Source organism: Streptomyces sp. PA03-3a (genome assembly GCF_033792735.1).
Taxonomy (GTDB): domain Bacteria; phylum Actinomycetota; class Actinomycetes; order Streptomycetales; family Streptomycetaceae; genus Actinacidiphila.
The window spans coordinates 77637-92013 of sequence record NZ_JARAVM010000033.1 but is presented as its reverse complement, the minus strand read 5'-3'; the positions used below and the strand labels follow the sequence as shown (position 1 = coordinate 92013).

The window sequence follows — 14377 nt, the reverse complement described above, 5'->3', positions numbered from 1 at the left end:
GGCCCTGACCGACGACTACTTCAAGGCCGACGGCAAGGTCGTCTTCGGCGCCAAGAAGATGTACACGATCCAGTACAACCACCGCACCGCGCTGGTCTACGCGAACGACGTCATCGCCACGCAGCGCCCCGCGCACGACGGTCGCTGACACCCGTCCGACGCCTGAGGGTGGGGCCCGTGAGCCACGGCTTCCGGGCCCCACCCGCGTCCGGGACCCTGCCCCTTCCGCCTTTCGCCCGCGCCGGTCTCGCACGGGCGGGGCACCGCGGTGAGCACCGACTCACCGACCGCACCACATCTGGAGCCACAGGTGCGCACAGCACTCCTGCCCGCAGCACTCGCCACCGCCCTCGGTCTGTCCGCCGTCTCCTGCGCGGACGCCCCCCACCCCGCCGGAACGACTGCCGAGACGCCCGCGCAGGACCTGCGGGTGGGGGCCGTCTGCTCCTCGCACTTCGCCTTCGTCACCGACGTCTCCTGCGGCCTGGTGGGCCTCGGCGACGTCCGCTTCCACTGCGCCGGTGAGCACGACGGCCCATGCCCCCGGACCCGTTCCGTGACGTTCGAGAACATCGGGAGGACCTTGGTGCGGCTCGTGGCGGTCAGCGGCTCGGCGCCGGGGGAGCGGCACGAGGCCGTCTCCCGCGCGCTGCCCACCGGGGCGCGGGCGACCGTGGCCCCGCGGGCCGGCGACCGGTACCTCTACGACGTCCTGCTGCGGGCGAAGACCGGCTCGGCGGCCGTGGGCGTCGTCGCCGTCTCCTGAAGGCACCAGGAGGCCGGGCGACGTCTACAACGCCTACGCCACCTGGCAGCAGCTTCCTGACCCATGGAACAGCGGGCTCGAGCACTCTCCTGAACGCCCCCGCCAAAGCGAAGTCCGTCACGCTGCGCACCAGCGCCGCGGACAATCAGGCAAGCACGACACACAGACGATCAGCCGGGACCTGAGCCTGAAGCGAGCGCCCACCAAGTCAACTCTGAGCTACCCCGCCGATGCGGGACCGTATCCAACGGTCCCGCCTTTTCCATTGCCAGGGGAGCGAGTCACAGCGGAGCGATGGCCGTCCCACTCTCCACGCTCAGAGCGGATCGCCTCGGGGAGGAAGTCCCTCTGCTGGCAAGCTCACCCTGCTGCCGGGTTCAGGCTGGAGGGAGCCGACGCAACGAGATCATTGCCCGTCCAGGTCGGCCAGGGCGTCGCGTAGAGCCGCGCGGGTGGTGATTCCAAGTTTGGGAAATACCCGGTAGAGGTGGCCGCTCACAGTGCGGGGGGATAGGTGAAGCCTCTCGGCGATCTGTTTGTTGGTGAGTCCGGAGGCGGCCAGGTGGACTACCTCCGATTCCTGTGGCGTGAGCCCGGCGGAGCCCGACTCACGCAGGACTGCCCACCCGGTCGCCCTGAGTTCGCGTCCGGCCCGGTCGGCCCACGGGCGCGCGCCGAGCTCCTCGAAGATGGGCAGCGCCGTCAACAGTGCTTCTCTGGCGGCGCTGGTCACTTTCGCTTTCCGCAACCGTTCGCCGAAGGCCAGGGCCACACGCGCCCGCTCAAAGGGCCAGTCGTCGATGCCCGGAAGCGACAGAGTCCGCTCGAACAGCGCCGTCGCCTCGTCGTCCGCCGTGGCAGCCACGGCCGCGGCTCCGCCGACGAGCAGCGCGAGGCGTGTCGAGACGTTCGCTATCCCCGCTTCCTGGACGGCCCGCACATGGACGGTCGCCGCTGCCCGGCGGTGCGTAAGCACGGCGGCTTCCACCAGATCCATCACCACCCAGATCGCATGGGGGACATAGCACGGCAGCGTGCCGGCGGGGCTGATGGCCTCCGCGTACCGGAAGGCGCTCTCGAAGTCCTCGTCCGCGAAAGCGCTCAGCACCCGGATGTGCGTGGCAGCGGTCATCATCTGGCCCGCACCGCGGGAGACGGCCCAGGACGTCATCGCGTCGGCTGTCTCCACGGCGGAACCGACGTCACCGCGTGCCGCCGCGACCAGCGCCTTCTCGTACCGGAAATACCAGGTGTAGAACGGGTAGTCGACCTGTTCCCGCAAGAGAAGCCCTTGGTCGGCCAAGCGGATCGTCTCGTCCCACCGGCCGGTGTTGAAGGCGTCCTGACACAGCAGCGGAAGGACGCCCAGCTTCTTGACGGCCAGGCCCGCATCCCGTTCCTGGCGCCAGATACGACGGGCCGCGTCGCGCGCACCGGACAGCCTGTCCACGTAGACACCCGAGGTACCGATGCGGACGATACTCGTCGGATCGCTCTCATGGGCAAGCCCGGCGAGGAGTTCGTCCAGCTCGCGCAGCGCGGCGACGCTGACGCGGGCGGGATCGCCGAGTGCCGCCGCGGACACCCTCATCACGGCAGGCAGGGCGGGCAGGCGTGCGACGACCTTGTGGAAGGCCTGCCACAGTTCCCGCCGGCCGCCGAAGTGGCACAGCAGCATGAGCACATAGAGGGCTTCGTCGAGCGCGGGATCGTAGGCATCGCTTCGTTTCAGTGTCTCCTCGATGGCGTTGACGATCACATGATGAGCCATGTCGATGTCCCCCGTGCCGTTGAGCATCACGTGGACCGTGGCCGCCGCGGAGTAGAGGGAAGCGTGGTCGTCGGTGCCCGCCTGCCGGGCGTCTTCGAGAAGGTGGGAGGCGTTGACCAGCTCGCCGGTCGCGTCGGCGCCGATGAAGGCTGCCCGGGCGAGCCGGCGTGCGCGGTCGTGTACCGCGGGACTCAGGTGTCCGGCTCGTGTGAGAGCGCGAATGGCTGCATAGGAGTCACCGCGTGTGCTTGCCAGGTGAGCGCTGCGTTCAAGGAGGGCGGCGACATCCTCGTCGGGTTCCACCGACGCTTCGCCCAGATGCCATGCCCGGCGCTCGAGCCGATCATGCAAAACCTCGGCGATGGTGCAGTGTGCCGCACGGCGTTCCGCGGCGGTGGAGGCTCCGACGACCGCCGAGCGGATCAAAGGGTGCCGGAAGCGCAGCCGGTGGTCGCCCTCATCGATCCGGACCAGGTCGTCCTGTTCAGCGGGGCCAAGGTCCACCAGGGTGGCCTGGACGGAAGGAAGTTCTCCCGCGCGCTGCAGGACGGCCAGGTCGCCGGTCCCGTCCAGCGCGGCGATCAGGAGCAGACGGCGGGAGGCCGACGGCAGGCCCGCCACACGTGCGGCGAAGAGGGCTTCCAGGCGCTGGCCCAAGGGCAGAACCTCCGGGAGCCGTTCCAGCGCGGCACGCTGGGGTCCGGTCAGGGCGGTGGGCAGCTCCAGAAGCGCAAGCGGGTTGCCCTGGGCGGCGGTGACAACCCTGTGCACCACGCTCCACACCAGGCCCGGATGACGGATACCGACGAGTTGGCGTGCCGATCGGTCGTCCAGCGGAAGGACCTCGTGCGTGGGCAGGCCGGTCCTCTCGAAGAAGCCTCCGCTTTCCGCGCGAGCCGCGGCAAGGAAGGTGATACCGGTACCGGTGAGGCGGCGCGCCACAAGACCGAGGATCATCGCACTGGCCCGGTCGATCCAGGGAAGGTCGTCCACGATCAGTACCAGCGGCTGTTGCACGGCCGCCCGACGCAGCAACGCCAGTGTGGCGTTGGCGACGACGAGACGCTGGGGCGGTGGCCCTGTACCGAAACCGAGGGCCACCTGGAGCGACTGACGGTAGAGGTCGTCGAGGGCCTCGATCTCCTCATGGAGGGGGAGAAGCAACTGGTTGAGACCGGAATACGTCGTGTCCGTCTCGTATTCCGCGCCCGCCGCCCGCAGGATCCGGACACCGGCCGCCGAAGCGCGCTGAGCGACCGCGTTCAGGAGGGCGGTCTTACCCACCCCGGGCTCGCCCGACAGCAGCAAGGCCCCCGGGGCGTCCGCCGGACGGTCGAGGAGGTCGTCGATCAGTTCCAGGTCCTGCCGACGCCCGACCAAATTCTCCGGTTCGCAGTCATAGACATGGTGATCGCGGCTCACGAACGTCTCCCAACAACTTCCGGTCACGCAGGGTGCACAGTATCGGTCCGCCCCGCTGCTCTGGTTGTCCCGCCGTTGCGGCGGAGCCGCAACGGGTCCGGCGTCCGGTGAACGCCTGCCGAGGACGTGATCCCGGACCGGACGCTGTTCGCGCCGGCCGGTGAGGCGCCCACTGTCCTCTGAATGGCCATTGCCGGCGTTTTGTGCCGGGCGCGGGCCGCTGTGCCAGGCTCCTCACGGGGCTTTCATGGCCGCAGCGGCGTGTCACGGCCCAGGATCGGTCGGGGGCGGCAGGACGGCCGCGGCGAGGACGCGTCGCGCGCGGCTGCCGGCGGCATGTCGCCTTGGCGACCGGTCACGCACGCTCAGGGGGTCGGTCGCTGGCCGTGCGGTGCCACTCGCCAGGGGACAGGCCGTAGGCGGCACGAAAGCTCCGGCTGAAGTGCGCGGGGCTGACGAAGCCCCATCTCCGCGCGATCTCTCCCACCGTCGAGCCGGCCGCGGCGGGACGCGCAGAACCTCGCGGCAGGCTTCCAGCCGCTTGTGGTTGATCCACCGGCTGACGGACATGTCCTCGTCTTGGAACAGCTTGTGCAGATAGCGCACGGACATGCGGTGAGCCGCGGCGATCGTGGCCGGGGAGAGGTCCCGCCGGTGCAAGTGTGCTGTGGTGTAGTCCCGGACAAGCAGCCGCTGGGTCTCCGCGGCAGTCGGCGTGACGGTCCCTGTGCAGCCGCCCCTTGTGGGCGGCCAGCGCGATGAGCACGTCGGTGAGCCCCCCGCTGCAGGTGCTGTTCCGCGCCTGGCAGGCAGTCCCGGACTCGGCCGCCGCGGCGAGCCGGCTCACGAAGGAGGAGAGGATTCCCCCGATGTAGTGCGTAGGGGGATACACCTGGCCGATGAGCGCGGCGAGATACGAGCCGGGAACGTCCAGTATCTGGAAGGGGACGGCAGCGACGTTCTGGCGGAAACGGCCGGGGAGCCCGCAGGAAGGGCCGCCGCGCGTCGAACACGGCCAGATATCCCGAGGTGAGAAGCGTCTCTCGTCCGCCTTGGGCGACGACGCTGCTGCCCGCCTCCTGGAGGCTCAGCAGCAGAGGGGCGTCGGACTCGTCGGAGATGATCGTCCGGGTGCGGGCCATGCGCTGAGGGCCCGCGTCGACATGGCCGACATGGATCTCCCCGACCGACGCCGCCCAGAGGGACCCGCAAAGGGCGGTGTCGTCGCGGGGCCGTATCTCGAACCGGGTGGTAGCTTGACGGACTGCCTCCACCCAGTACTCCGTTCTTTCGCCGGGTGGGTGGGCGTCGGTGCGGAACGCCTCGATCATGATGCCTCCGCTTCAGTGAGAGCCGAATCACGAAGACGCCCTGGAGCACCCCTGCGCGATCCCCAAGGTGGCCGGAAACCGACACCTGAACGGTAGATCGCTTTCGTCGCGTGCGGGCCACGCGACGGAAACACTGCGGGTTATCCGCAGAGGCGCGCCACGGCTGCTGCACTCCGTCGGGGTGGTCGCGAGCGTTCAGAGCGCCGAGGACCCGCCCGGAGGCCCGCCGCGGAGCGAGGTCGGTGATCGTCGGCCGATAGCCGATCCGGCGCGTCCCTGACGGGCATCGCGTCATCGTCCCCGCCCCGGCCGCCGCCGCAACGACGCCCGCCGCCATCACCTTCTCCTCCTACAAGGGCGGCGTCACTTGAGGCCGGCGCAGGCGTTGCCCGCCCACGGGGCAGCCTGCCCCCCGACGCCAGCACGGCCAGGGCTGGATGCGATCCAGCGCACGCCGCGCCGGCCGCCCCGCTCCACCGGTCCGAGCAACTGCTCAACCCCCTTGCCGCGACGCAACGCTCCCAGCGCGAACACATGTGTGGATGGGCCGGCCTGGGTAGGGCTTGTTTCGCTAGTCCTGCCAGGAGAACAGCAGGGTGTCCACGGTGAGGGGCACCCGCCCGCCGAAGTAGTAGACGCAGAGGTCGGTGACCTTGATCGCACCGGTCTCGTCGTCGATCCAGCGGAACCCGGCGGCTTCCAGGGCCTGACGGGCCGAGTGGTCGGCGTCGTAGCTGGTGGCGAACCGGCCGAGGGTACTGACGTGCACCAGGCTCCCCCGGCACGCGATCACGTGGTAGGTCCCCTCGCCCTGCTGGTGGTGGTTGCCGGCGGAGACCGGGGACGCCGGTTCGAAGCCCGCGGCGGTCAGCGCGGCCATGGCCCGGCCGAGTTGCTCGTCCTGGTCGGGCCGGGCCGGGGGCTCGGTGCAGAGCACCTCGACGCGCCAACGCGGGTCGCTCCGCTCCTTGCAGCCCCCGGCGTACTCGTGCACGATCACGCCACGCAGTTCCTCGTCCAGGCCGGCCACCTCGACCCGGGGGCGGCCCAGGCGGTCGTAGATCGCTCGGGCCTCGGCCGCGTCCTCCGTGAGGTGGTACAGCGCGTACGCGGCCCAGAGCTTCGCCTCTGTGGTCGGCGCCTCGTTCAGGTAGGCGCGCAGGCTGTGCTCGTCCGTCAGCAGAGACTGGGCCAGGAAGGCGACGGAACGGTCGGGGTCGGCCAGCGCGAATACATTCAGTTCCTCGTCCTGCAGCCGGAGGCGGGCCGCCCGGTCCTCGGGCCGCTCGTCGCCGAGGTCGGCCAGGATCGCCTCGTTCCCGTACCGCCGGGCCAGCGCGTACAGCCCGGCCTTGCCGACCGCCTGCTGACGCGGCCACTCGGAGGCGGCGAGGGTTGCCAGCTCTGGTAGGGCCGAGCGGTCGCCGAGCCGGCCGCGGGCAGCGAGGAAGGCCTCGCGCATGCCGAAGTCGTCGTCTCCCCGTCGGTCCTCGTGCCGCAGCCAGGGCAGCAACTCCGCCCGGGTCCCCAGCAGGTCGAGCAGCGCGATGCGGACTTCGGACGTGTCGTCCGGATCCTGGACGCGGGCGATCAGCTCGGCGACCCGCCCCTCCGGCACTCGACCGGCCAGCGCCCGCACGCACGGCTCGCGCCGCCACCACGGGTGGGCCGGATCGGCCACGTACCGGGCGAGTTCGTCGGCGTCCAGTTCGCGCAGGCCGGCGGCGTCGACCTGCCGAGCGGCCGGCGCCAGTAGCTCGATGCTTCGCACGGGCAGAGGCTACCGACCCGAGCGCACCTCGCGCCGTGGCATTTCGTGGCCGCGGCACCGCCGGAGTCGACGGACGACCGACCCGGCCGGTTCAGGCCGCCGGGCTCGATCAGTGGGTGGGCCTGCGGATCGTGCATGGCGCCGAAGATGTAGACGGTGTGCGCGAGGAGTTCTCGTGCCATCGTCGGCATGGCGGCGGCCAGCGGTTCGACAAGGTCCAGGGGCAGGCTGTGGTGGTTGAACGCCTCGCTGATCGAGTTCAGGGCGGACTCGCGGACCATGGCCACCGATTCGTTGACCGCCAGGCCGACCAGGCGTCCGACGACCAAGCGAGTGGAATCCGCGTCGAGTGCGGTGCCGCGCAGTGGGTTCCCCAGGCGAGGGATCATCTGCGTGCTGACGCCCCTGGTCGTGCTGGAGGGGAACGACGTCGAGGAGGCGACCACGTCCGCCGTGGAGGCAGCCCTGCTGCTGAGCCTGCGCACCTACATCCGCACTCACCTCCATGACCTCCCACCTTTCTCGGCGTCCGTCGCGGCGGCGCACAACATCCCTGTCCGCCACCTCTATCGCCTCTTCCAGGGCGAACCCATTTCCGTCAGCCGGTGGATCCAGCGCCTGCGGCTCGAGGCCTGCCAGAGGGACCTCGTACGCCCTGACCTTGCGGCGGGGCAGACCGTGGCAGCCATCGCGCGCCGCTGGGGCTTCGCCATCCGCGACCGCTTGGTTCCGTCAGGACCTGCCGACCGTTTCACGGGCGATCACGAACCGCTCCCATGCGCGGCCTCCGCATCCCGCAACTCTGCCTGCAGCGCCTCCACCCGCTGCCGGGCAGCACGCTCCCGCTCCTCCAACAGACGCATCACCGACGGCATCCGGCACCCCCATCGAAGAGACGACACGACACGTCATCCCTGCCGCCGAGCCGCCAACATCATGCCTGACCAGCAAAAACGCGGAGATCGCCTATGGAAAGACAACAGCTTCTCAGCCCCCTCAACCGTCTGGTGTGGCGCGCGGAAAGCCGACGGCAGCTGTCGGACTTCGCCCGTCCCCAGCACCTCGGTGCCCCGGATGCTTCTCGTCGCCCGCCGCCTCCTCCGCCCCTCCCATTGCTTCGGCGAGGCTCCAGGGCCACAAGTGCGGTTCACCGAGGGAAACATGACGGTAGCTGCCCCGCAGCAGACAGGTCATATGACTCATGCCCGGCCATGCGGTGATGCGTAGGCTCCTCGATGCGGTTTTGGCCTGCCGTTCATCGGGCTTGAGCGTCGAACGAGACCCGAGATCCGATGTGCCGAATCATCATCCGCACACGAAGACAGGAACGAACCTCATGGGCGGTTCGGAAGGCGGGGTCTCGCAGCGGCTCAAGGCGTCGGCGAAGGTGATTTGCAGGTCGGGGCGTTGGTTGACGGCGTGCTACGCAGCAGGCCGTCGTTCAGGAGTTGGGATGGTTGATGACATCAGGTACATCCACCCGCCGGCATGCCAAGCGACGTGGGACCGGCCTGCCGGCCGCGGCCGATGCGCTGGTTGTCGCGGTTTCGGTGGCCGTCATCCCGCTGGACCGGCAGCACATCGTGGGCTACGACAACGTTGTCGGCCCGTCGTCGGCGACCGTGTCCGGCATGCACTGGGACCCGGCCGACGGCTGGGACTGGGAGCACTTCATGGCCCTGGTCGGCGCGCCCGCCGAGGGCAGGCACGGGGTCGGCGCATCGGTTCCGTAGTGACCATCGCCCCGCTTCGAGCGGCCAGCAGACCGTGCCTACTGCGATGACTGGATGAACGAATGAAAGACACGGCCCTCCGGGAGAGGGAATCGGAACGGCGGCAGGAACGAGCCGCCGCCTGGGCGCTCCTGCGGAAGTCCGTACTGGTCTGTCCCGGTTGGAATGTTACTGCGGCCCTGGCGTCCTGCCTGGTGACCCTGACCGTTCTGGCCTTGCCTTATCTCCTGGGGAAGCTAGTACAGGATGTGATGGAGCACGGCCGGGTCGGCTCCTGGGGGCTGCTGTTGACCGTCCTTGTCGTCAACACCGGTGCGACGATGATCGCCAGCTACGCCAGGAACCGCTCGGTGGGCGAGACAGCGCGGTGGCTCCGCGGACGAGTCGTGGACCGCGTCCTGGACGAAGGACTGGCGATCCACGAGCGTTTCGCCGTCGGTGACCTCACGGCGCGGCTCATCGGTTCCACAATGGACGTGGCACGGGCGTCCTACGACGCCATCGCGACGGCCATCGCGGCGATCGGCTCCCTCTACATCGCCGTGGCGCTGCTGCTCCTCTACTGGCCGCTGGCCGTGATCTTCCTCTGCGCCCTGGTGCTCTCTTCCGTGGTGGTGCGCGGAATCTCGATGGGCTCCCTCCAGGGATACCAGGACTACCAGGCGACGCTCAGTGGCGTGGCCGGGCGTCTCACGGACGCTCTGCTCGGTGCCCGCACCATCTGGGCCAATGGGACGAGGGACCGGGAAATAGCCCGCGTCCTGGACCCCCTGGAACAACTGGGCGTCACCGGACGACAGAACTGGGTCGCCATGGGACGGGCCGGGCGGGTGGCCTTCGCGGTCGCGGGAGCCGCGGAGGTCGCCGTGCTCGCCGTGGCCGGCGCGGCGGTGGCTGCGGGCAGGCTGGAGTCCGGTGCGCTCGTCACGGCCTCCGGCTATCTGGCCGTGGGAATCCCTTTCTTCAGTGAGGCGGCCGGGTTCGCGGCGATACCGCAGATCCTGGCCAGCGCCCTTCGGGTCGCCGAGATCCTCAGCCCGGCGGTGCCGCGCCCCGCGGACGCGGAGGCCGCCGCGGCCGCGGAGCCGGGACTCGTCCTGACGGACGTCAGCGTGCGGCGCGGGGATACCCCCGCACTGACCGGTGTCTCCTTGCGCGTGCCGCCGGGTCGGGCCTTCGCTCTCGTGGGAGCGCCCGGATCGGGGAAGACCACACTGGCGTTGGTCGCCGGCGGTCTGCTCCAGCCCGTGTCGGGATCGGTCTGCCTCGGCGGGGTACGGGTCGGACCGGGTGATGCGGCGTTCGCCTTCGAGAGGCCGGGGCTTGTCGGCACCACCATTCGCGACGCCCTCGCCTACGGGCGGCCCGACACGCCCTTGGCGCGGATCGAGCAGGCGGCCGGTACGGCGTACGCCTCACATTTCGTGGAACAACTGACGGACGGGTACGAGACACCCCTGCTTGATGTGCGGCTGTCCGGCGGAGAAGTCCAGCGACTGGGTATCGCGCGGGCATTGGTGCAGGACGCGCGGGTGGTGGTACTGGACGACGCGCTCTCCAGCCTCGACGCGGCTACCGAGGTCGACGTGAGCAGGGAACTCGGGGCCGCGCTGTCCGGGCGGATCCGCCTGTTGATCGCCCGGCGACCGATGATCGCCGCGGCGGCGGACCAGGTGGTGTGGCTCGAGAACGGGAAGGTCCGGGCTCTGGCCCCGCACCGGCAGTTGTGGCCCGATCCCGAATACCGAGCGCTGTTCGGCGTGGCCGAGGTACTCGCGAGCAAGGAAGGTGCTGAGTGAACCGGCTGTTCACGGGAAGCGAACTGGCAGCGGAGCGCGGCCCTGCGATCAGGCTCCTGCTGGGGTCCGTCGCCGAGACCGCGCCCGTGCTGGTGTCCGGGTACGCGGTCTCCAAGGCACTGGACGAGGGATTCCTGGCCCACCGCCCCGCCGTCGGGTTCTGCTGGCTGCTGTCCGCCCTGGCAGCCCTGGCGTTGCGCGTGCTCGCCAACGCGTACTCGGTCCGGTACCAGGCCGAGGTCTCCGAGGCGATACGCCATCTCGCCACCGTGAAAGTCGTAACGGCGGCTGTCAGCGGGGCCGTCGCCAACGGCGGTGACCGTACTCGCCACGATGTCGTCGCGAAGCTCGTGTCCCAGGTCGAGTCGCTGCGCAGGTTGGCCGGTGCGCTGCTGATATCGGGCCTGAACGCGACACTGAGCCTGGTGTCCGCGATGGCGGGCCTGGCTCTGCTGAATGTGACCGCCTTCGTCCTGTGCCTCCCCCTGACGATCGGCGCCGTGGCGCTGCTGCGGTGGCAAGTGCGACCGCTGGCGGCCGTGAACGACCGCGTCCTCGGCACCGACGAGACCTTGTCCCGTCTCACCGGTGCTGTCACCGAATCGCTTCGCGACGTACTGGCGGCGGGCGCCACCGAACGTGCCAAGAGGGACCTCCACGGCGCGGTCGCGGACAACGCCTCCGTACTGCGGGATCTCGCACGGTCGGGAGTCGCGCGCGGCCTGGTCGTCGCGGTGGGGGGATACGGCCCGCTCCTCCTCGTTCTCCTGCTCGCGCCCTCACTGACCTCCGCCGGCACCTTGAGCGCCGGCGGGGTGGTGGGGCTCGTGACGTATGTGAACGCCGGTCTCGTACCGGGCCTGAGAGCGCTGTCCCAGAGCGCCAGCAGCACCGCCGCTCCACTGGGAGCCGCCATGAGACGGCTCAGCTCGTGGTCGACCGCGGGGGGAGCACCCGCGGCGGCCACGGGCGTCAGGGTGCCCCGGCGTGGCGATGTCCGGCTGGAGGAGGCCGGCTTCGGCTACCGCCCTGATGCGGCGCCCGTCCTGTACGGCCTCACCCTGGACATCCCCTACGGCACGCATCTGGCGGTGGTCGGCACCAGCGGAGCCGGGAAATCCACCGTGGCACACCTGATCGCGGGGCTTCTCCGCCCGACCACCGGGTCGGTGACCCTCGGGGGCGTTCCGCTCGCCGAACTCGACAGCAGCCGCCTGCGGAAGGAGATCGCGGTCGTCCCGCAGGAGCCGTACATCTTCGCCGGCCGAGTGCGCGAGAACCTGCGCTATCTGGCCCCCGGCGCCGACGACGAGCAGGTGTGGCGAGCGGTTCACGCGGTCGGTGCCACGGAGACGGTCACGCGCCTGGGAGGGCTCGACGCCGAGATCTCCCGTCAGGGGCTCGCACCGGGTGAGCAGCAGATACTCGTCCTGGCACGGATCTATCTCAGTGAGGCTTCGGTAATCATCCTTGACGAGGCGACGAGCAACGTCGCCCCTGATGTCGAGGAGACGGCCGAAGCGGCCTTCCGCGAGCGTCCGGGCACCCTCTTGGTGATCGCCCACCGGATCTCTTCCGCCCTGCGAGCGGACTCCATCCTCGTCATCGACGCGAGCGCGACCACTGCGGGCTCCCACGACCACCTGATGGCGGTGTCTCCGCGCTACGCGGAGCTCGTCGGCAACTGGGACCCGGAGGCGGAGCCCGCGGCAACGGCGGACGGCGGGGGGAGCGTGCCGACTGCTGTGTGAGACCCGGGCATCCGAACGGATACGAGGCGCGACGCCCGTAGGCGCTCGCTTCCGTTCGGAAACGCCAGGCCCTGTCGCCCTCAAACCGCCCGTGAAGGGGCGCGCACCGAGGTGCGGCGCCATAGGACGGCGAACACCGCCGACCGGAGTGCATGAACGCCCCCGGCCGGCTCTCCGATCGTCCCTCGGGGCGCTGTGATCGGCTCCCGGGGTCTTGTGAACTGAAGTGGAACAGCACATGCAGATTCGATTCGCCGTTCTCGGAACCGTGCGAGCCTGGTCACCAGATGGAGAGTTGCCGCTCGGCGGCGCCAAACAGAAGGCGGTCCTGGCGGCCCTGCTCCTCGCCCGCGGGAAGCCCGTGAGCATGGAGAGGATCATCAGTGCGGTATGGGGCGAGGAAGCGCCCTCCGCCGCCGGCACATCCGTCCGCAGCTATGTGTACCGGCTTCGCCGAGTCTTCGCCCCGTACTGTCCGAACATCGTTTCCATCCCCGGCGGTTACCTGCTTTCGGCGGTCCGGGAGGTCGACACCTGGCGCTTCGAGGAACTCAACGCGCAAGCGGTTGCCGCCCGCGACACCGCGGACACCGCCGCTGAACTCCGCCTACTGGAGCAAGCGCTGGAGGTGGGGGCGGGGGAGGCGCTGGTCGGCGTGCCCGGCCCCTTCGCGCAGCAGCAGCGTGAGCTGCACAGGGAGCTCCTGCTGGCCGCCACCGAACGGCGGATGACATGCTTGCTGGCGCTCGGTCATGCCGGACAAGCAGCGGCCGAGTTGGCCTCTCTGGTGATTCACCACCCTCTCCACGAAGGAATGCATGAGCTGCTGATGCTCGCGCTCCACCAGTCCGGTCGACAGGCGAGATCGCTGGAGGTGTACGTCCAGCTGCAGGACCGCCTGCGAAGTGAGCTCGGTCTGGACCCCACTCCGCGACTGAAGGCACTGCATCTGCGCGTCCTCAGGAACGAGGAGTCGCTGCCGCCGGGCATGGGCGCGCGCTCCCGCGGGGAGTCTCCCGAGCAGGAGACCGCGTCCATCAGACCGATGCAGCTCCCGGCGCCCACGTACACGTTCGTCGGCCGCTCAACCATGTTGGAGCGCCTCGACGCCACGGTCGGCCCGGCCCCGTCGCAGCCGATCGTCGGACTCCTCGTGGGCGTACCGGGCGTCGGCAAGACCGCTCTGGCGCTGCGATGGGCGCACCGGATGATCGGCAGTTTTCCCGATGGCCAGCTGTACGCCGACTTCCGTGGCTCCCTCGGCCGGGATGGTGAGGCGAGGTCCGTCCAATCCGTGCTGAACGACTTTCTGATGGCGCTAGGAGTGGGCCCCGATCGTCTGCCCCCCACCCAGGACGCGGCCGCCAGTCTGTACCGCAGCCTGCTGGCGGGCAGGAGGATACTGGTGGTGCTCGACGACATGGCGGCTTCACACCAGGTGACCGATCTCATCCCCGGCACCCCGGGATCATCCGCCCTGATCACTAGCCAGACCCGACTGCCGCAGGTGGAGACCGCCTACCAGATCCAGCCCCTGTACGTGCGGCCGTTCACCGACGCGGAGGCCCGCGAATTCCTGGTGCGGCACTTGGGAGTGCGCCGCGTCGAGAACGACCTGCCGGCGACACGCGCGATCCTCGAACTGTGCGGGGGCATCCCCCTGAACCTCACGGTCGCGATCTACCTTTCCCACGACGACTCCGGTCCCTCGCTCCGCTCCGTCGCCGCGCGATTGCGCGCGTCCCGCTTCGGGCGGGCGCAGGATCGCGCTCTGAGCCCGGACCGACTCTTCGAGACGTCGTTCACGTCGCCGAGCCGCCGGGTGCGACAGCCTCTCGTCCGGGTCTCCAACCCAGGTGACGAAAGCTCCACGGCCGGTTCCGCCGCGCCGTCGGCGGCCGACCGCCCCGTCGCGGAGGCGTCCGGCCCGCTGACGGAGCCGGCAGAACGTCACTTCGTGCGCGAAGAGACCTGCGGGGAGGCTGGCTTCTCCGGGAACTGACCCGTCCTCTTGATTCTGGTGGCCGGTCCGG

General features: G+C 69.9%; 8 protein-coding genes and 1 pseudogene. 5 read left to right on the top strand and 4 right to left on the bottom strand.

Annotation, left to right across the window (positions count from 1 at the left end; translation table 11 throughout):
- Positions 1-310 precede the first annotated feature (310 nt).
- Complete coding sequence (locus PV342_RS32120) at positions 311-766, top strand: hypothetical protein (protein WP_500319741.1); 456 nt, start codon at positions 311-313, stop codon at positions 764-766.
- Positions 767-1172: 406 nt separating this feature from the next.
- Here PV342_RS32120 and PV342_RS32115 read toward each other — a convergent pair whose 3' ends face one another.
- The 4 genes and pseudogenes from PV342_RS32115 to PV342_RS32100 all read right to left on the bottom strand — a co-directional run bounded on the left by PV342_RS32115 (position 1173) and on the right by PV342_RS32100 (position 7061).
- Complete coding sequence (locus tag PV342_RS32115; RefSeq protein ID WP_400805058.1) at positions 1173-3959, bottom strand: ATP-binding protein; 2787 nt, start codon at positions 3957-3959, stop codon at positions 1173-1175.
- Positions 3960-4314: 355 nt separating this feature from the next.
- Positions 4315-4446, bottom strand: a complete 132-nt coding sequence (locus PV342_RS32110; protein ID WP_500319738.1) for a helix-turn-helix domain-containing protein — start codon at positions 4444-4446, stop codon at positions 4315-4317.
- Between the two features lie 514 nt (positions 4447-4960).
- Positions 4961-5290, bottom strand: a pseudogene (locus PV342_RS32105) (AraC-like ligand-binding domain-containing protein); the annotation flags it as partial.
- Between the two features lie 571 nt (positions 5291-5861).
- Positions 5862-7061 (bottom strand): hypothetical protein, encoded by a 1200-nt coding sequence (locus PV342_RS32100; RefSeq protein WP_500319736.1) that lies wholly within the window; start codon positions 7059-7061, stop codon positions 5862-5864.
- A gap of 1460 nt (positions 7062-8521) precedes the next feature.
- Between PV342_RS32100 and PV342_RS32095 the strand changes: the two genes are divergently transcribed.
- The 4 genes from PV342_RS32095 (at position 8522) to PV342_RS32080 (ending at position 14346) form a co-directional block, all read left to right on the top strand.
- Complete coding sequence (locus tag PV342_RS32095) at positions 8522-8794, top strand: hypothetical protein (RefSeq protein ID WP_500319735.1); 273 nt, start codon at positions 8522-8524, stop codon at positions 8792-8794.
- A gap of 62 nt (positions 8795-8856) precedes the next feature.
- A complete protein-coding gene (locus tag PV342_RS32090; protein ID WP_500319733.1) occupies positions 8857-10593 on the top strand; it encodes an ABC transporter transmembrane domain-containing protein in 1737 nt (578 codons plus the stop codon).
- Positions 10590-12344: an ATP-binding cassette domain-containing protein gene (locus PV342_RS32085; RefSeq protein WP_500319731.1), complete on the top strand. Its 1755-nt coding sequence runs from the start codon at positions 10590-10592 to the stop codon at positions 12342-12344. The genes PV342_RS32090 and PV342_RS32085 overlap by 4 nt, the downstream gene beginning before the upstream one ends.
- Positions 12345-12582: 238 nt before the next feature.
- Complete coding sequence (locus PV342_RS32080; RefSeq protein ID WP_500319729.1) at positions 12583-14346, top strand: AfsR/SARP family transcriptional regulator; 1764 nt, start codon at positions 12583-12585, stop codon at positions 14344-14346.
- The last annotated feature ends 31 nt before the right edge of the window (positions 14347-14377 follow it).